The organism is Bacillus sp. EE-W1, assembly GCF_009760835.1.
Classification (GTDB): domain Bacteria; phylum Bacillota; class Bacilli; order Bacillales; family Bacillaceae_G; genus Bacillus_A; species Bacillus_A wiedmannii.
In genome coordinates, this window is record NZ_WIPE01000054.1 from 23,079 (window position 1) to 39,053 (window position 15,975).

Genomic DNA, 15,975 nt, shown 5'->3' on the forward strand with positions numbered 1-15,975 from the left:
CTTTTTATTATGTTGTAGGTGTATTCAATAAACGATTATACGCTTTATAGGCTGTGACGACTGCAATGAATGAGCCGATTAAAAATAATGCTGAGCCGCCAAATGTAAATAACCGGCCAATGTAAGTTTCTCTAGCTTCTTCTATTTTCTGTTGTAATTGTGTATTCATATGATTCACCTCGTAAAATATGGGCATTTAGTTGTAGTCTATGTGGAATGCCTATAGTGTGTGAAGTGGAAATAAAAAAACTCGGTATGAACCGAGTTTTTTTTATAATCCGATATAAGGAGATGGATCCACTGCGTTTGTCTTACCGACATTCCATTCTCCAAGGTGAAGTTCGAAGTGTAAATGCTGCCCGTATGATTGGCCAGTATTTCCCATGAATCCAAGTTGAGTGCCTTGTTTTACAGTTTGTCCATTTGATACAGAACGGCTACTCATATGAGCATATACTGTCGTATATGTTTTTCCGTTTATACGGTGAGATAAGTACACAACGTTTCCGTAACTAGATGATAATTCTGAGCGAATAACAACACCATCAGCAGCGGCAATAATTGGAACGGTTCCTGAGGCTGCGATATCGATTCCTTTATGGTTATCTATAGAGCGCACGCCAAACCCAGAAGTTTTTGATCCAGCTGCTGGCTTAATAAACCCGCCAATATTTGTATCGTGTGGTGTTGGAGCTGCTTGAGCTGTTTGAGCAGATGTAGTGGCTTGTTTACGAGCTTCTTCTGCCTTGCGAGCTTCTTCAGCTTTACGAGCCTCTTCGGCACGTTTTTCTTCTTCAATTGCTTTTTGAACAGCTTGACGCTGATTTTCTAAAATGCCTTTAGATTCTTCTAATCCTTCAATCTCTGAATCTACTTTTGCTACTTTCGTATGTAGATCGCTAATAAAGGTTTGCTGCTGTTGTTGGTTATTTTGTAATTCTTGCTGTTTTTGTTCTAATTTTTGCTCGGATTCTTTCAGTTGTTGCTCTTTTTTCTCAACAGCCTCTTTTTCTTTCGTCACAGCATTTTGGTCAGTTGTTTGCTTTTTAACAATATCTGTATCATTGTTTAAAATTAAACTTACAGAGTACATATTATCAACAAGATCAGCAATGTTTGTAGAATTTGTTAATACCTCTGTGATGATGTTTGTACGAGGTTTTTCTTGCATAGATTGTAAACGTTGTTTAATAACTTCCTGACGCGTATCTATGTTTGTTTGTAATTGCTCTATATGTTTCTTTTTTTCAGTAATTATTTGTTGTGTTTTACTAATTTCTTTTTTTGTATCGTTTAATTCAGCTTCGTTTTTATTAATAGAAGTAGTTAAATCGTCGATTTTCTTTTGTAATTCTTGAATTTCTTTTTCTATTTGTTCTTTCTCAACTGATTTATTTTGTAAGTCATTTTGTTTTCCTTCTAATTCAGATTGAATATTAGATAATTTATCTTGATTCGTTTCAGCGTATACGGGTGAAAGTAACGGAGAAACAAAAAGTGTTCCTGCTGCTAAAACACTAAACGCTGCAAATTTCTTTTTCATGGTTGTCTGGCTCCTTTCCCTATGAATGTTATATATCATAAGAAGAAGAGTGTCTATCGTTGTAACCATAATGTAAAGAAAATTTTATAAAGTTGCTAAGTTTTGTCGGAATTTATCATTTTTCAACAGTATTTGTAATGGTGATTTTACTTTTTTAGTTTGTGCAACAAAGGTGTATTCTAGATTTTATCTGTAAAATAAAGGGAAAAAATCATGATTTTATATAGTGAAATTCAAGTTGAAAACCCACTAAAATACTAGTGAGGAATCGTTCTCATGTTAGGTTTTCTGACATGGGTTTTATTTTTGTCAAGAAAATTATTTGTGTTCAGGAAAAGTTATTTTGTTGTCAGATTTAATTTTTTGATTTATGATTTTTAACAGGGACAAAATGTAGTGAATTGTCGAATAATATGTAATACTCTTAATTTCAAGTTTTATAGATATAGAATGAGAGGTAGAGTGACACATCGAAGAGGGGGTTACAACAAATATGAAAAGAATAGGACTTGCATGGCAAATTTTAATTGGACTTGCCCTAGGTATCGCGGTGGGGGCAATTTTTTATGGCGATAGCACAGTTGTAGGGTACCTAAAACCAATTGGTGATATTTTTATCCGATTAATTAAAATGATCGTTGTGCCGATTGTTGTAGCAAGTATTGTTGTTGGAGTTGCTGGTGTTGGCGATGTTAAAAAACTAGGCCGATTAGGCGGGAAAACAATTCTTTATTTTGAAATTATTACAACAATTGCAATTGTTGTTGGTCTACTGGTAGCGAATATTTTCCAACCAGGAAAAGGCGTGAATATGGATCAATTAACAAAGACTGATATTTCTAAATATGCAGAAACAACAGCTCAAGTACAAAGTCATTCGTTTGCAGATACATTTGTGAATATCGTTCCAACGAATATTATGAAATCATTGGTTGAGGGCGATATGCTTGCGATTATCTTCTTCTCTGTACTATTTGGTTTAGGAGTTGCGGCGATTGGTGAAAGAGGAAGACCGGTTCTTCAATTTTTCCAAGGTGTAGCAGATGCGATGTTTTACGTGACTAACCAAGTTATGAAATTTGCACCGTTTGGTGTATTCGCATTAATTGGTGTAACAGTTTCGACGTTTGGTTTATCTTCATTAATTCCATTAGGGAAATTAGTCATAGTTGTATATGGTGCGATGATTTTCTTCGTTGTAGTCATACTAGGACTTACAGCGAAACTATTTGGAATTAACATTTTCCAATTCTTTAAGATTTTAAAAGACGAGCTGATCTTAGCATATTCTACAGCAAGTTCAGAAACAGTTTTACCAAAAATCATGGAGAAAATGGAGAAATTCGGTTGTCCGAAAGCAATTACATCTTTCGTTATTCCGACAGGTTATTCATTTAACTTAGATGGATCAACTTTATATCAAGCAATTGCAGCAATTTTCTTAGCGCAAATGTACGGTATTGAATTATCCATTACACAACAAATTACATTATTACTTGTATTAATGGTTACATCAAAAGGTATTGCGGGTGTACCGGGCGTATCATTCGTTGTATTATTAGCAACACTTGGTACAGTAGGTATTCCAGCTGAAGGTTTAGCCTTTATCGCTGGTATTGACCGTATTTTAGATATGGCTCGTACAGCAGTTAACGTTGTAGGAAACTCTTTAGCAGCTGTAGTTATGTCTAAGTGGGAAGGTCAATATGACGCTGAAAAAGGACAAGCTTATTTGAAAGAGATTTCTGAAAAAGGTCAAGCAGCTTAATTATAATTTGAACAAGCTCTCACATAATATGTGGGGGCTTTTCTATATAGAAGGGGAGCGGACGTAATGAAACGTAAATATGGTGACGGTTCTTCGTGGAAGCGACTAATAGAGAAGGATTATACGGTTAAGCAAGTGGAAGAAGGAATGCTAGGAATATTAGAAATAAAAAAGGTAAGAGAACCTAGTTGTAAAGAATATGATAGTAAAGAACTTTGTATCGCAGGGAATCAATATACGTGGATTCAATATTTCATAGACGGGAAAAACTTTGCGATTACAGCTATGTTAGATGATCAGAAAAAATTAGTGCAATATTATATCGATGTGGCGAAAGAATATAAAATTGACGACCGTGGTTTACCGTATTTTGATGATTTATATTTAGATGTAGTGTTATTACCGAACGGTAAAATGTATATATTGGATGAAGATGAGCTAGAGGATGCTTATAAAAGTGACGATGTTACAAAAGAAGAGTATGAGTTAGCTTGGTACACTACGAAATGGATAATAGATGCAATAAAAAATAGTGAATTTTATTGGATTTCAATATTGGAAGAAGAAATCAAAAAGTTAAAATGATTGTTGTATTCAAATTTTTGTATAATTACCAAAAAAATCTATACAAAAAATAATTGACTTTTGTTTTGTAAGCGAGTAAAGTTAGGGAAGAAATTATTATTAAAAAATAAATATGAAACCTTCTTATAAAGAGAGGCGGAGGGACTGGCCCTACGATGCCTCGGCAGCGGACTCGATTTCAGAGTGCTGTGCCAAATCCAGCAAGCATGTGCTTGAAAGATGAGAAGAGCGTTCCTTATAGATGTATAAGACCTCTTCTCATTGGAAGAGGTCTTTTGTTATTCATTAGAAAAAGGTTGAAACTAGGGAGAGATGGTACTTTGAAAGAAACGAGAGGAAATGGTTTGGCTTTATTACCACTTGGGATATTTTTGGCGCTATTTATTGGTTCTGGAATTATTACAGGTGATTTCTATAAATTGCCGATACTTGTAGCAATTTCAATTGCTGTAGGAGTCGCTTTAGCAATGAATCGTAAAGAAAGTTTTAATGTAAAAGTAGAACGATTTGCTAAAGGTGCAGGGAACCCGGATATTATGATTATGGTTCTGATTTTTGTACTTGCAGGAGCATTTTCTGAAACAGCAAAAGGGATGGGCGGCGTTGATTCTACAGTTAATTTAGCGTTATCCATTTTACCGCAAGGATTTATCGTAGCTGGAATTTTTGTTATAGGGGCATTTATTTCATTAGCGATGGGAACTTCAATGGGAACAATTGCTGCATTAGCACCAATTGCTGTAGGTATTAGTGGGCAAACTGATATCTCTATTGCACTTACGATGGCTACTGTTGTTGGTGGGGCGATGTTTGGGGATAATTTATCATTTATTTCAGATACAACAATCGCAGCTGTACGTTCACAAGGAACAGAAATGAAAGATAAGTTTAAAACGAACTTTTTAATTGTATTACCAGCAGCTATTATTACAGTTGTACTATTAGTAATCGTTACTTTAGGAAGTGACACGCAGATTAAAGCGCATAGCTTTGACTGGATAAAGATTTTACCGTATGCAGGAGTACTTATTACAGCATTGCTTGGTTGGAATGTACTTATTGTGTTAACTGGTGGAACTGTACTATCCGGCGTTATAGGTCTTTTAGATGGGAGTTACACGTTAGAGAGTTTCTTTAAAAGTGTAACGACTGGAATGGGCGGTATGATGGAGTTAGTATTACTTGCTATTTTAATTGGTGGTATGGTCGAACTGATTCAATATAATGGTGGTATTCAATATTTAATGAATATTTTAACTCGTAACATTCGTTCGAAAAAAGGAGCAGAGTTCGGTATCGCTGGCTTAGTGAGTATGACGAATATGTGTACAGCGAATAATACGATTTCTATTATTTTTACAGGTCCACTTGCGAAAAACATTGCAGATCAATATGAAATTGATCCTCGTAAATCAGCGAGTGTATTAGATCTTTTCTCATGTTGTGTGCAAGGGTTAATTCCGTATGGTGCGCAAATGTTAACGGCAGCAGGATTTGCGGCGTTATCTCCGATTGAATTGTTACCATATGCGTTTTATCCTATCTTAGTTGGAGTATGTGGAATTATTTCTATATTAATTGGTTTCCCGAGGTTTTCTAAAGTAGCGGGAAAGAAAGAGTATCACAAAACAGCATAATTTAAAATGAAGTTTATGAATAGTAATGAAAGCCGTACAGAGAATGTTCTCTGTACGGCTTTTTATGTGCGATAAAAGAGTGAATCATCCTATCCTACCGCATATTTTTACAAAAGGCTGAATGCAACTCAGTCTTAAGTCTGAGTCGAAAACGGTTCTTAAGCTCGTTATGGAAAAGTGAAAAAATAGTTAAGATAAGAGTATCAAATCGAAGGGAGGCAAGCACAAGATGAAACAATTTCTAGCGTTTATCGCGGCTGGTATTTTAGCTTTAATTGCTCTTGGCAGTCTTGCTGGTATTATAGGATTCGCAATTGGAGCAGGAGTTGTGTACTGGAGCTATAAATCATTTGTGCGAGCACAATCATTTTTTGGAAAGTTAGCTTGGGGTATTGTTGGTTTGATCGGCTTGTCCATCGCCCTTTCTCATTCCCCAGCATTAATCGGTATCGCAGCATTAGTAGTTTTATACTACGGATACCGTGAGTGGAAAAAAGAAAAAAATGTAGTTGTTGATTCTGCACCAGAAAGTTCTAAACCATATAGCAACTTTGAAGATGAGTGGAACAAGTTAATGAAAAACTAATAAAAAATTAATAAAAACCAAATCAAATTGATAAAGTAGAAGAGAGGAAGATTATAATGAAACAATCTTTATTCGGACGTGTACGCGATGCAATTTTAGCAGATTTTCATAATGTGTTAGATGAGAAAGAAAGAAAAAATCCAATCGCGATGTTAAACCAATATTTACGCGATAGTGAGCGTGAAATAACAAAAATTGAGAAGTTAATTGAGCGCCACAAAACATTAAAATCTAATTTCGCTCGTGAGCTTGAGCAAGCACGTTATTTCGTTAATAAAAGATCAAAGCAAGCGATCGTCGCTCAAGAAGCAGGCGAATTACAGCTACATGAGCGTGCGCTAGAAGAAGTAGCGTATTATGAAGGGCAAGTAACTCGATTAGAAGAAATGTATGCAGGTGTTGTAGATCAAATTGATGAGTTAGAGCGTCGTCTTGCTGAGATGAAAAATAAATTAAAAGAAATGCACGCAAAACGTATGGAATTAATGGCACGTGAAAATATGGCACATGCAAATCGTCGTATGAATACAGCGATGCATAAAATGGATGAAAATAATCCGTTCTTACGCTTTGAGGAAATTGAAGATCATATTCGCGACTTAGAATCTCGTATAAATGAGGAGCATGAACGTGACACATTTGATATGAAGATTGCAAAGCTTGAGCGTGAAATGAAAGAGAAGAATGATGTATCGTTAACGAAAGAGTTAACAAAATAATAGTAGTATATTATAAAACAGGCTTATGATATAGTGATAGGAGAAAAGGTGTTGGAAAGCAATGCCTTTTCTTCTATGTATATGTAACAAGAAGGGGGGAGCTGAAATGAAGAAACAATTTTCAAAAACACAATTAATGGGGATGCTCCTCATCATATTTGGATTCGGTCTTTTTCTTGATATGATACTTGGACATTTTGAACCAGGTGGTCTCATTTTTGCATTTATTATGCTTATGTTTGGAAGGCATTATCGTAAGAAGAATCGTTATGTAAGGGGAAATGTCTTTTTATTTGTTGGTGGTATCGTATTTTTATTCTTCTTATTTTCATCAGCAGCATTTGTTCTTGTCGTATTTGCTTGTTTAGCTTTAATTGGTTATCAACTGATTCAACAAGGACATCAGCAAAAAGCAATGAAGGTTGAAATTAAAGAAAAAGGGATTATAGACGAAGAGAAGCAAATATATCGTACAGAACCATATTTAAAAAATATGTTTGTAGGGAATATACGAATGATGGATCATATTTATGAACTTGAGGATATTAATGTTCAATATGGTGCTTGTGATGTGGAAATAGATTTAACAACTGCTATGATTCCAGAAGGAGAAACGGTAATTGTTATCCGAGGTGTCGTTGGTAATATTCGTTTATATGTGCCATATGATATTGAATTGTCTTTAAATCATTCTGTTATTGTCGGACGTGTACTCCTGCCAGGACATGAAGAGACAGGATTTAATCGCAATGTTACATTTAGAACAGAGCAGTATAAAGAAGCGCCTCGTCGTATTAAAATTATTTCTTCGCTTGTCGTAGGCGATACGGAAGTGAGGAAAGTATAATGAAGAAACAAAAAAATATTTCGTGGATGTATATTCGTTATTCTATGTTGTCTTCTGTTAGTATTGCACTCATTTGTACAATTGTATATGTATGGAAAAGCGAGCAACAAGTGTATGATTTATTATGGAAGGAATCCATCGCTTCTGTTCCAATTGGCTTGTTTATTATGACTACAAGTTTACTTATCGGGGGAATTGTAGGATATGCAATCGGTTACTATATAGAGCAGCGTATACAAGGATTAAATACTTTTCTATTTGAAGTGGAGCGAGGGAATTTTCCGAGTGATGTTTCGTTTACTGCAGATGATGAATTTCATGAAGTAGAACGAAAAGTAATCGGTCTTGCTCGTCGATTAGAGGAGCAAGCTGGACTCTTTCAAAAAGTAACGAATGAACGAGCTCATTGGAATGAAGAGATGAGACAAGAAGCGATATCTCAAGAAAGGCATCGATTGGCGAGGGAGCTGCATGATTCTGTAAGTCAGCAGCTTTTTGCAATGTCGATGATGATGTCGGCTATTAATGAACAAGTAGCTGAAATTCCAGAAACGACAAAAAAGCAGTTGCAGCTCGTTGAAAATATGGTTGTAAATGCACAATCAGAAATGAGAGCGTTGCTTCTTCATTTACGGCCTGTACAATTAGAAGGTAAGAAACTGACACAAGGTATAGAGGAATTATTGACGGAATTATCGCGAAAGCAACATATGAAAATTGAATGGCTAATCGAGCCAATAGAATTGAAAAAAGGTGTAGAAGATCATTTATTTCGTATTGTGCAAGAAGCTTTATCCAATACTTTACGACATGCGAAAGCGAAGAAAACGGAAGTACGTCTTCGGAAAATTGATCAATATGCAATTCTAAAAATTATTGATGATGGCGTTGGATTTGAAGTCGGAGTGAATAAGGCTGGTTCATATGGTTTAAGATCAATGCAAGAGCGTGTTCATGAAATTGGTGGGACATTAAAAGTACTTAGTTTCCCCGCTAAAGGGACACAAATAGAAGTAAAAGTACCGATTATGATTGAGAGAGGGGGAGAATCATGATAAAAGTGTTACTTGTCGATGATCATGAAATGGTTCGAATGGGTGTATCAGCATATTTATCAACGCAGCCAGATATCGAAGTAGTTGGAGAAGCTGAAAATGGAAGAAAAGGTTCAGAGTTAGCACTGCAATTAAGACCAGATATTATTTTGATGGACCTTGTCATGGACGAGATGGATGGGGTTGAAGCAACACGTGCTATTATTCAGGAATGGCCAGAAGCGAAAATTGTAGTTGTAACGAGCTTTTTAGATGATGAGAAATTGTACCCTGTTATTGAGGCGGGAGCGACAAGTTATTTATTAAAAACATCAAGAGCAAGTGATATAGCAGACGCTGTACGAGCTACTTATGATGGAGAAACTGTATTAGAGCCAAAAGTTACTGGTAAAATGATGTCTCGTATGCGTCAGAAGAAAGAACAACCTTTGCATGAGGAGTTAACAGAAAGAGAGTCTGAAATTTTGTTATTAATTGCAGAGGGGAAAAGTAATCAAGAGATTGCAGATGAATTGTTTATTGCTCTCAAAACAGTAAAGACACATGTGAGTAATATTTTAAATAAGCTAAATGTAAGTGACCGGACACAGGCAGTTATTTATGCGTTTAGACATCAATTGACGAAATGATAAAGTGAAACTTTAATCAGTGGGGGGTATCTCCGCTGATTATTAGTTTACGCCAAATCTTTTTATTGACGTTAACGAATGTAAGCGTTATCATTAAGTTGTTAACAGTACATACAAAGGGGAGAGAGTGTATGTTAGTTCAAACGATATTTGGCATGGATAAGTCTAAAAAATTAGGGGATTATGTGAACGCATTACAAGCGCTTTGTGAACAATATAATGTTGAAACAGATAAAATTGCAATTGTTGAGGCGACAGAAGAGTACTATTTATTTTTAGTAAAGCAAGAAGATTGCTACGATGTTATCAAAGTAGAAACAGTGGATACAAATATCGAATATTATACGAAAGCGTATAAAATAAGCAGTTTTAATCATACTGCTTATCAAAAGTAAAAAAACTCCCTTTCGGGAGTTTTTTAGGATGCTTTTACTTCGCGGGAATCGGTTATTAAGGGAACTTTTTTCGCACCGCTTAACTTAGCGATTGTAAGGCCGATAATAGCCCCGGCTAATGCTGGTATTAGCCAGCCAATTCCTTCATTATATAAAGGGATAAATTCAAAATATGGTGTGATAAATGAAACTGAAATGCCACCTTGTTTTAATCCGTCAAATACGCTTACGATTGCTGCTCCAATTAAAGCACCTACATAAACAGAGCGATATCCACCGAAATATTTATGAAGTAACGATAGTAGAACGAGTACAATTGCAACTGGATATACAACAAGTAGAATTGGAACAGAGATGGAAATAATTTTCGTTAAACCTAAGTTGGCAACTAATAATCCTAATGCACAAATGATACTCGCGAACATTTTGTATGAAAATTTAGTCAATAATGTTGAGAAATATTGACTACACGCAGATACAAGTCCAACACAAGTTGTTAGACAAGCGAGTGTAACGATTAGAGATAATAGAAGTAAACCGTATGGACCGAATAATTGCTGTACGATAACAGTAAGTAATTTTCCGCCATTTTGTGCATATCCGAGCGAGACGCTAGTTGCACCGAGCCAGCCAAGTGCACCATATACAAGTACGAGACCAGTAGCGGCAATAAGTCCTGCTTTCGCTGTTGCGATGGCAATGGATTTACGATCCTTCACACCTTTAGAGCGAATGGCATTTACAACGATAATTCCAAATGCAAGCGCAGAAATGGTATCCATCGTTAAGTATCCTTCCATAAAACCTTTGAAGATTGGAGAAGTTTGATACTCTTGCATTGCTGGTCCTGATTGCCCGAGTGGTGTAAATACACTTTTAACAAATAGTAAGAAAATAGAGAGTAATAAAATAGGTGTTAAAATATTTCCGATGCGATCGACAAGTTTAGATGGATTTAAACTAAGCCAAAATACGATAGCGAAGAAGACGACTGTGTATAAAAATAGTGCTAGGTTACTAGAACGAATTGTTTCTGGTAAGAAAGAACTAACACCCATTTCATAAGCGACATTTGCAACGCGTGGAATTCCCATAGAAGGACCGATTGCGATATATACAACTACAGTAAAGAAAATTCCGAATAATGGGTGAACATGACTTGCGAGTTGTTGCATGCCGTTTCCTGATAAAGAAATTGCAATAACAGTTAATAATGGTAAACCGACTCCTGTTAGTAAAAATCCAATCATTGCCGGCCAAAAGTTTTCACCTGCATTTTGTCCAAGCATGGGAGGGAAAATTAAATTACCTGCCCCAAAAAATAAAGAAAATAGCATAAGACCCGTGAAAAAAATATGTTTTTTTGATACAGTGTTCATTGTTTTTCCTCCTTTTTTAAATTCATTTGTAAGAACACAAAAAACTCGTCCCTAAAGAAAGGGACGAGTTATATTTACCCGCGATACCACCCTAATTTATACATGTAGAAATGAGTCTATATGTATACGGCTTTACAACGTACAACATGATACGTGTTCCTTGTAACGGGGGACAGCCGGTAAGAACTTACTGTAACATTCGGTTCTACTTCTCGGAGATGATTTTCGGTTACGCACTGAACGTTGGCTTTCAGCAAATCGCCAACTCTCTGGGGGACAGTCCTATAACGTACTCGTTCTCGTCAATGAATTTTTATTCAAGTATTCTGACAGTATTGTCACATGTTTTTTTTTGAAAGTCAACATTTTTTTGAAAGATATATTTATATATGGAAATATTGAATGTGATATTCGTTGTTGTAAAGGGAATGGTGAATTGTAAAATGGGAGTAAAAATTTGTAGAGAATTGTAAAACTTATAGAGAAAGTTGATATTTATAGCAGTAAAGAAGGTATTGTTTGAATTTACAGAGAATAATACAACAATCCACTTGCTGGAAAGAACAAACCAAAAGAGGTGACTGGAATGCTTGCGATGGGAGTATTATTTGGCATTATTGCTATAATTGGTTTTATGTGGTTATATTATTCGCGTTCGTTTAAACAAGCAGAAGTTTTACTCTTTCAAAAAGGTAGTTTGTTGACAAATCAGTCTAGATATTTAGTATGTCCGAAGTGTGGAAGTGCACAGGCCAGAAGTGGAGGATATCAAGAGTGTTGCAAAATTAGATTATGAAAGAAGGAAGCCTCACATTATGTTGTGAGGCTTCCTTCCTTACAATTTCATGGCGCTCCAAATTGTCCACCGATCTCTTTCGATAATAGGAGAGATGCTTTGTAATGCGGTCTGGACCTGTTGTAGAAGTTGAGAAAGTTCATGATCTGTTAATTCATATAGAATGGATCGACCTGTTCGAGGTGATAAATCTTGTAGCAATGCTTCTACAGAATCATGTATTTTTCGTACTTCCCATTGTGTTTGAGAGGGGAATACGTGAAGAAAATATTTTTGTAATTCTTGCTGTATCGTGGTGGTTTTTGGCCGCCTTTTTGATTCTATTTCAATGAGTTTTGGAAAGGTAGAGAAAAAATATCCACGAATGTGTTCGGGGCTTCCAGGAATTGTACAATCTTCAATAGTTCGGTCTTGTACAATAAGTACAACGTTTTTCTTTAATATACGAGAAGCTTCACGTAAAAATGTAGGAATGTCTTGTAAATGATGAATCACTGCGCGCGAAATAACAATGTCGAATGTATCATTAGGATATGGGACGTTATGTGCATCACCGTGAATGAATGAAATATTTGGAAAGCCGCTACAATTTTCTTTTGCAGCTTGTAATATTTCTTTTGAAAAATCAAGTCCAATGACATTTTTGGCCCCCATAAGAGCAAGTTCTTTCGTATAAATCCCGCCACCACAGCCGATATCAATTATTTGCTTGTTTTGTATATTTGTAATACTTTTTATCATTTCTCCCCAAGAAATATGGGCGTTTCGCTGTGCGTATGTGTATTTATTATTTGCATCGTGAAAATTAATGGACATGAAAAAGACCTCCTTTCAATACTTAGTATAGCGTATTTTATAGTGTTTCACGTTTTTGTTTTTTATATGAAGAGTATAAGAATTTCTTATTGTAAAAGGAGGATTAAGTTGAAAAGGAAATATGTATTGTTGTTATTTGCTACGTTACTAGCATCTTGTGGTCAAGTAGAGCAAAAAAAAGAAACAAAAAAAGTGGAAGAGACGGTGAATGAAGTGAAAGAAACGATAGGGGTAACCGTTATACAAAAAAAACATAAAGAGAAAAAGTTACAGGAATCAGAAGCTAAGTTAGTAATAGACATTATAGATAAAGCGGAAAAACAAGAAGTAACAGGTAGTTTTGGTGAACCGGAATATGAAATACAAATTAATAGGGATGGAAAAAAAGAAACATATTATGCGTGGCTAAGAGGAGAAGACAGACGAGGATGGGTACAATATAAGAAAGCTATGTATATGCTGAATAAAAAAGATACGGAAAAGCTTTTGGCTATATTTCCAAATGTTTCAGAACAAAAAGAAGACGAGATGCAGGTAGGTCCTTTAACGGATGTAACAAAAAAAGATTTGCAGATTACTGCGTTTCATATTAAAGCAGGCGATCAAAAAGTGAATTATACGGTGCGGTATACGATTTCACAATCACTATACAACAAGTTAGAGAAGGAACAAGAGTATTATTTACAAGTCGTTTTCCCAGAAAAAGTTCAAAAATTAATTGGAGCAAAAGAGAGTGAAAAAATTTCAGGTGAAAATGTAAAGGAAGGGTATAAACAATATGAATTGCATGCTACTGTTCCGGTAAAAGATGCTTCAGAATCACAATTAAAGTCATTAGAAACATATTATGAAAATTATGATTTGAAAATATTAAATAGCAAAAAAGAAAAAATAGGTGTTTTTCAAAATATCATTCAAATTGTTAAAGAGTATGGTGAAAAAATGGATTTACAAAGATAAAATGAAACTTTAATTAGCCCTGACAGATCGGGATGAAGGTAATTAGTAAAGTTTATATGCCCTTTCCTAGGAAATGATAATAGAGAGGGGAAAACACCCCCTCTCTATTATTTTGCTTTTGCAGATGGCTCATTCATTGATTTTCGTGTAATAAGAAAAGAAATCATAAGAGCGGAAAGGATGACAAGGGCAATAAATACGTGATTGGGCAACAAATCTAATAATAATACGTAACTAACGGTATAAAAAATAAGAGTTGAAGCTAAAAACGATAGAGCGCCTATTATGAGAGATTGTAAATTCATTTGCAAACACCTCCTTATATTTATACTTATATTTTTGGCTAAAAATGGATTAAATAAACATTATTTCTAACGATAGAAAAAAATATGTCATAATAGAGAAAAGAATAGTTTTGATGAATAAATATGATTCATTAATGAGAGATAAAGGAGAGGAATATGAAAAATAATAAAAAAGGATTATGGGGAATTATTGTTGCAATAGGGCTATTTTTACTTTCTAAGTTAAAGTGGGTATTTGCAATTTTTAAACTAGCAAAGTTTTCAACGGTATTTAGTATGTTTCTATCACTTGGTGCATACGCGGTTATATATGGTTGGAAATTTGGGGTAGCGCTCATTTATTTGTTGTTTATTCATGAAATGGGCCATTTATGGGCTGCGAAAAGAAAAGGTATACCAACATCGCCAGCAATATTTATTCCATTTATGGGCGCTCTTATTGGGATGAAAGAGATGCCGAAAAATGCAAAAGATGAAGCTTACATCGCCTTCATGGGACCTCTTTTCGGATTGTTGTCATTTTTACCTGCGATTCCACTTTATATAATAACGAAAGAGCCATTTTGGGCATTAATTATTTTACTTGGAAGTATGATTAACTTCTTTAACTTGATTCCGGTTTCTCCATTAGATGGTGGACGAATTATCTCAGTTGTAAGTACAAAGATTTGGGGAGCGGGTCTTATTGTATTGCTCGGTTATGCCATTTACTTTAAAAGTATTTTGGGAGGATTTATTTTTATTATCGGCTGTATGGAATTATATAGAGTAATAAAGAGAGATGAGCCAATTAAGGAATTAGGATATAGAATTGATGGAATGAAAGAATATGTTGCAAGACTTGAAGAGGAGTTAAAAGAAACAGGTGCGGTGCATCGAAATATATATATGATGCAACATGAAATAAATATATTAAGGCAAAAAGAAAGAGAGAAAGAATTAAAAGTAGGAGAACTTCAAAAGATTGAAGTGTTAGAGCATCTTTTACCAAAGTTTGAGCCGCTTGATTACGTTCCATATGAAGATGAAAAAGAAACGCATACAATTCATATAAGAGAAGCATTTGAAATGTCAGAAAGAAAATTACAGGAATGGGAGACGGAAAAGAGACAACAGGAAAACTATTATAAAGTTGATATGAAAACAAAATGGACAGTCTTTGCTTGTTATATCGGATTAATGGCTATACTCGGTTACACAGCTTATGAAGGGTACATTGTTTTACAAGAACATTTACCAACGAGAAATGTATAGAAAAATATTGTCGAAATGATAGGAAGAATTTATACAGGAATTATATTTCTACGAGAGAATGTTACAAGTATAGTCATACTTTGTAATATCTTTAGTAGAGAAGGAGTTCTGTATATGAAGAAATTGTTAATTGTATTCGGGATTATTATCGTAATGATCATTGCGAGCTATAGTCTTATGAAATTGCTATTACATTATGCGAATAAGCCTGCTGAGGTAAGTACAATAGCTCAAATAGAAGATGTGCAAGAGGAGACAAAAGTGCTAGATTTTATTCGTATGACGCATGAAAGTTATAATAATTTCTTAAATTACGGTAAAGCAGAGAATTATACAGAAGGGGACTGGAACCAATTTAAACAATGGTTTCAACAACAAGAATCGTCTTTAAAAAATATACATACAGAAATAAAGAATGAAAAAATAAAACGTGATGTAAATAGAAGCTATGAAATTGTAAAAAAAGGTGTGGAACTTCAAAATATTGAGTATGTAGTTTATGCACATCGTGTATACCATGACTTAGATATTATTGTAAATAATTATAGAGGTGAAACGAACATCTGGGGGTATACAGAGTTTGGAGATGGAAAAGATATAAGGGTAATTCAACAAGCTATACAGTCCAAATAATAAGCTAGCTAGAATTCTAGTTGGCTTATTTTCTTTTGTAAGTGCAATGTTCATATATTATTCACAAA

General features: G+C 34.9%; 18 protein-coding genes, 1 riboswitch and 1 other annotated feature. Of the genes, 13 read left to right on the top strand and 5 right to left on the bottom strand.

Features of this window, described 5'->3' with window-relative positions; translation table 11 throughout:
- Window positions 1–7: 7 nt before the first annotated feature.
- Together GFJ36_RS29040 and GFJ36_RS06525 are read right to left on the bottom strand one after the other, a co-directional pair.
- Complete coding sequence (locus tag GFJ36_RS29040; RefSeq protein WP_001096003.1) at window positions 8–169, bottom strand: hypothetical protein; 162 nt, start codon at window positions 167–169, stop codon at window positions 8–10.
- Between the two features lie 102 nt (window positions 170–271).
- Window positions 272–1,543 (bottom strand): murein hydrolase activator EnvC family protein, encoded by a 1,272-nt coding sequence (locus tag GFJ36_RS06525; protein ID WP_097889752.1) that lies wholly within the window; start codon window positions 1,541–1,543, stop codon window positions 272–274.
- A 493-nt stretch (window positions 1,544–2,036) separates the two neighbouring features.
- Here GFJ36_RS06525 and gltP point away from each other — a divergent pair, with 493 nt between their 5' ends.
- The 9 genes from gltP to GFJ36_RS06570 all read left to right on the top strand — a co-directional run bounded on the left by gltP (window position 2,037) and on the right by GFJ36_RS06570 (window position 9,764).
- Entirely contained in the window at window positions 2,037–3,311 is a 1,275-nt protein-coding gene (gene gltP, locus GFJ36_RS06530; RefSeq protein ID WP_087985514.1) for a glutamate/aspartate:proton symporter GltP, read from the top strand.
- A 66-nt stretch (window positions 3,312–3,377) separates the two neighbouring features.
- Complete coding sequence (locus GFJ36_RS06535) at window positions 3,378–3,896, top strand: ribonuclease FAU-1 family protein (protein ID WP_097908613.1); 519 nt, start codon at window positions 3,378–3,380, stop codon at window positions 3,894–3,896.
- Window positions 3,897–4,016: 120 nt separating this feature from the next.
- Window positions 4,017–4,122, top strand: a riboswitch (SAM riboswitch).
- A 94-nt stretch (window positions 4,123–4,216) separates the two neighbouring features.
- Entirely contained in the window at window positions 4,217–5,533 is a 1,317-nt protein-coding gene (locus tag GFJ36_RS06540; RefSeq protein WP_088062675.1) for a Na+/H+ antiporter NhaC family protein, read from the top strand.
- A gap of 229 nt (window positions 5,534–5,762) precedes the next feature.
- Window positions 5,763–6,119, top strand: a complete 357-nt coding sequence (locus tag GFJ36_RS06545) for a lmo0954 family membrane protein (protein ID WP_000808634.1) — start codon at window positions 5,763–5,765, stop codon at window positions 6,117–6,119.
- A 56-nt stretch (window positions 6,120–6,175) separates the two neighbouring features.
- A complete protein-coding gene (locus GFJ36_RS06550; protein ID WP_075308722.1) occupies window positions 6,176–6,838 on the top strand; it encodes a PspA/IM30 family protein in 663 nt (220 codons plus the stop codon).
- Window positions 6,839–6,944: 106 nt separating this feature from the next.
- Window positions 6,945–7,685 carry a cell wall-active antibiotics response protein LiaF gene (gene liaF, locus GFJ36_RS06555; RefSeq protein WP_075308724.1) on the top strand — a complete coding sequence of 247 codons (741 nt, stop codon included), beginning with the start codon at window positions 6,945–6,947 and terminating at the stop codon, window positions 7,683–7,685.
- On the top strand, window positions 7,685–8,740 hold the full coding sequence (locus GFJ36_RS06560; protein WP_064476649.1) for a sensor histidine kinase: 1,056 nt from the start codon (window positions 7,685–7,687) through the stop codon (window positions 8,738–8,740). The genes liaF and GFJ36_RS06560 overlap by 1 nt, the downstream gene beginning before the upstream one ends.
- Window positions 8,737–9,369, top strand: a complete 633-nt coding sequence (locus GFJ36_RS06565) for a response regulator (protein ID WP_000598709.1) — start codon at window positions 8,737–8,739, stop codon at window positions 9,367–9,369. Before GFJ36_RS06560 ends, GFJ36_RS06565 begins: the two co-directional genes overlap by 4 nt.
- Window positions 9,370–9,467: 98 nt before the next feature.
- A complete protein-coding gene (locus tag GFJ36_RS06570; protein WP_131932946.1) occupies window positions 9,468–9,764 on the top strand; it encodes a DUF3922 domain-containing protein in 297 nt (98 codons plus the stop codon).
- 23 nt (window positions 9,765–9,787) lie between these two features.
- Here the strand turns inward: GFJ36_RS06570 and brnQ3 are convergent, their stop codons facing one another.
- Entirely contained in the window at window positions 9,788–11,143 is a 1,356-nt protein-coding gene (brnQ3, locus tag GFJ36_RS06575; RefSeq protein WP_097889749.1) for a branched-chain amino acid transport system II carrier protein BrnQ3, read from the bottom strand.
- A gap of 56 nt (window positions 11,144–11,199) precedes the next feature.
- Window positions 11,200–11,458, bottom strand: a binding site (T-box leader).
- Window positions 11,459–11,729: 271 nt separating this feature from the next.
- Between brnQ3 and GFJ36_RS06580 the strand changes: the two genes are divergently transcribed.
- Window positions 11,730–11,939 carry a hypothetical protein gene (locus GFJ36_RS06580; RefSeq protein ID WP_000880630.1) on the top strand — a complete coding sequence of 70 codons (210 nt, stop codon included), beginning with the start codon at window positions 11,730–11,732 and terminating at the stop codon, window positions 11,937–11,939.
- Window positions 11,940–11,978: 39 nt separating this feature from the next.
- Here GFJ36_RS06580 and GFJ36_RS06585 read toward each other — a convergent pair whose 3' ends face one another.
- Entirely contained in the window at window positions 11,979–12,755 is a 777-nt protein-coding gene (locus tag GFJ36_RS06585) for a class I SAM-dependent methyltransferase (protein WP_157349516.1), read from the bottom strand.
- A 108-nt stretch (window positions 12,756–12,863) separates the two neighbouring features.
- Here GFJ36_RS06585 and GFJ36_RS06590 point away from each other — a divergent pair, with 108 nt between their 5' ends.
- The gene (locus GFJ36_RS06590; RefSeq protein ID WP_097889747.1) at window positions 12,864–13,715 is read left to right on the top strand and encodes a YhfM domain-containing protein; all 852 of its coding nucleotides are present in this window, start codon (window positions 12,864–12,866) and stop codon (window positions 13,713–13,715) included.
- A gap of 107 nt (window positions 13,716–13,822) precedes the next feature.
- Here GFJ36_RS06590 and GFJ36_RS06595 read toward each other — a convergent pair whose 3' ends face one another.
- Window positions 13,823–14,020 carry a hypothetical protein gene (locus GFJ36_RS06595; protein ID WP_001053356.1) on the bottom strand — a complete coding sequence of 66 codons (198 nt, stop codon included), beginning with the start codon at window positions 14,018–14,020 and terminating at the stop codon, window positions 13,823–13,825.
- Between the two features lie 156 nt (window positions 14,021–14,176).
- On the opposite strand from GFJ36_RS06595, the gene GFJ36_RS06600 reads away from it, so the two are divergent.
- Entirely contained in the window at window positions 14,177–15,274 is a 1,098-nt protein-coding gene (locus GFJ36_RS06600; RefSeq protein ID WP_075308733.1) for a site-2 protease family protein, read from the top strand.
- A 114-nt stretch (window positions 15,275–15,388) separates the two neighbouring features.
- Window positions 15,389–15,907, top strand: a complete 519-nt coding sequence (locus GFJ36_RS06605) for a hypothetical protein (protein WP_097889746.1) — start codon at window positions 15,389–15,391, stop codon at window positions 15,905–15,907.
- The last annotated feature ends 68 nt before the right edge of the window (window positions 15,908–15,975 follow it).

Excerpts from the sequence above, each read along its gene's own strand:
- GFJ36_RS29040 (WP_001096003.1), bottom strand. The coding sequence starts at position 169 with ATGAATACACAATTACAACAGAAAATAGAAGAAGCTAGAGAAACTTAC.
- GFJ36_RS06525 (WP_097889752.1), bottom strand. The coding sequence starts at position 1,543 with ATGAAAAAGAAATTTGCAGCGTTTAGTGTTTTAGCAGCAGGAACACTT.
- gltP (WP_087985514.1), top strand. The coding sequence starts at position 2,037 with ATGAAAAGAATAGGACTTGCATGGCAAATTTTAATTGGACTTGCCCTA.
- GFJ36_RS06535 (WP_097908613.1), top strand. The coding sequence starts at position 3,378 with ATGAAACGTAAATATGGTGACGGTTCTTCGTGGAAGCGACTAATAGAG.
- GFJ36_RS06545 (WP_000808634.1), top strand. The coding sequence starts at position 5,763 with ATGAAACAATTTCTAGCGTTTATCGCGGCTGGTATTTTAGCTTTAATT.
- GFJ36_RS06550 (WP_075308722.1), top strand. The coding sequence starts at position 6,176 with ATGAAACAATCTTTATTCGGACGTGTACGCGATGCAATTTTAGCAGAT.
- liaF (WP_075308724.1), top strand. The coding sequence starts at position 6,945 with ATGAAGAAACAATTTTCAAAAACACAATTAATGGGGATGCTCCTCATC.
- GFJ36_RS06560 (WP_064476649.1), top strand. The coding sequence starts at position 7,685 with ATGAAGAAACAAAAAAATATTTCGTGGATGTATATTCGTTATTCTATG.
- GFJ36_RS06565 (WP_000598709.1), top strand. The coding sequence starts at position 8,737 with ATGATAAAAGTGTTACTTGTCGATGATCATGAAATGGTTCGAATGGGT.
- brnQ3 (WP_097889749.1), bottom strand. The coding sequence starts at position 11,143 with ATGAACACTGTATCAAAAAAACATATTTTTTTCACGGGTCTTATGCTA.
- GFJ36_RS06580 (WP_000880630.1), top strand. The coding sequence starts at position 11,730 with ATGCTTGCGATGGGAGTATTATTTGGCATTATTGCTATAATTGGTTTT.
- GFJ36_RS06585 (WP_157349516.1), bottom strand. The coding sequence starts at position 12,755 with ATGTCCATTAATTTTCACGATGCAAATAATAAATACACATACGCACAG.
- GFJ36_RS06595 (WP_001053356.1), bottom strand. The coding sequence starts at position 14,020 with ATGAATTTACAATCTCTCATAATAGGCGCTCTATCGTTTTTAGCTTCA.
- GFJ36_RS06600 (WP_075308733.1), top strand. The coding sequence starts at position 14,177 with ATGAAAAATAATAAAAAAGGATTATGGGGAATTATTGTTGCAATAGGG.
- GFJ36_RS06605 (WP_097889746.1), top strand. The coding sequence starts at position 15,389 with ATGAAGAAATTGTTAATTGTATTCGGGATTATTATCGTAATGATCATT.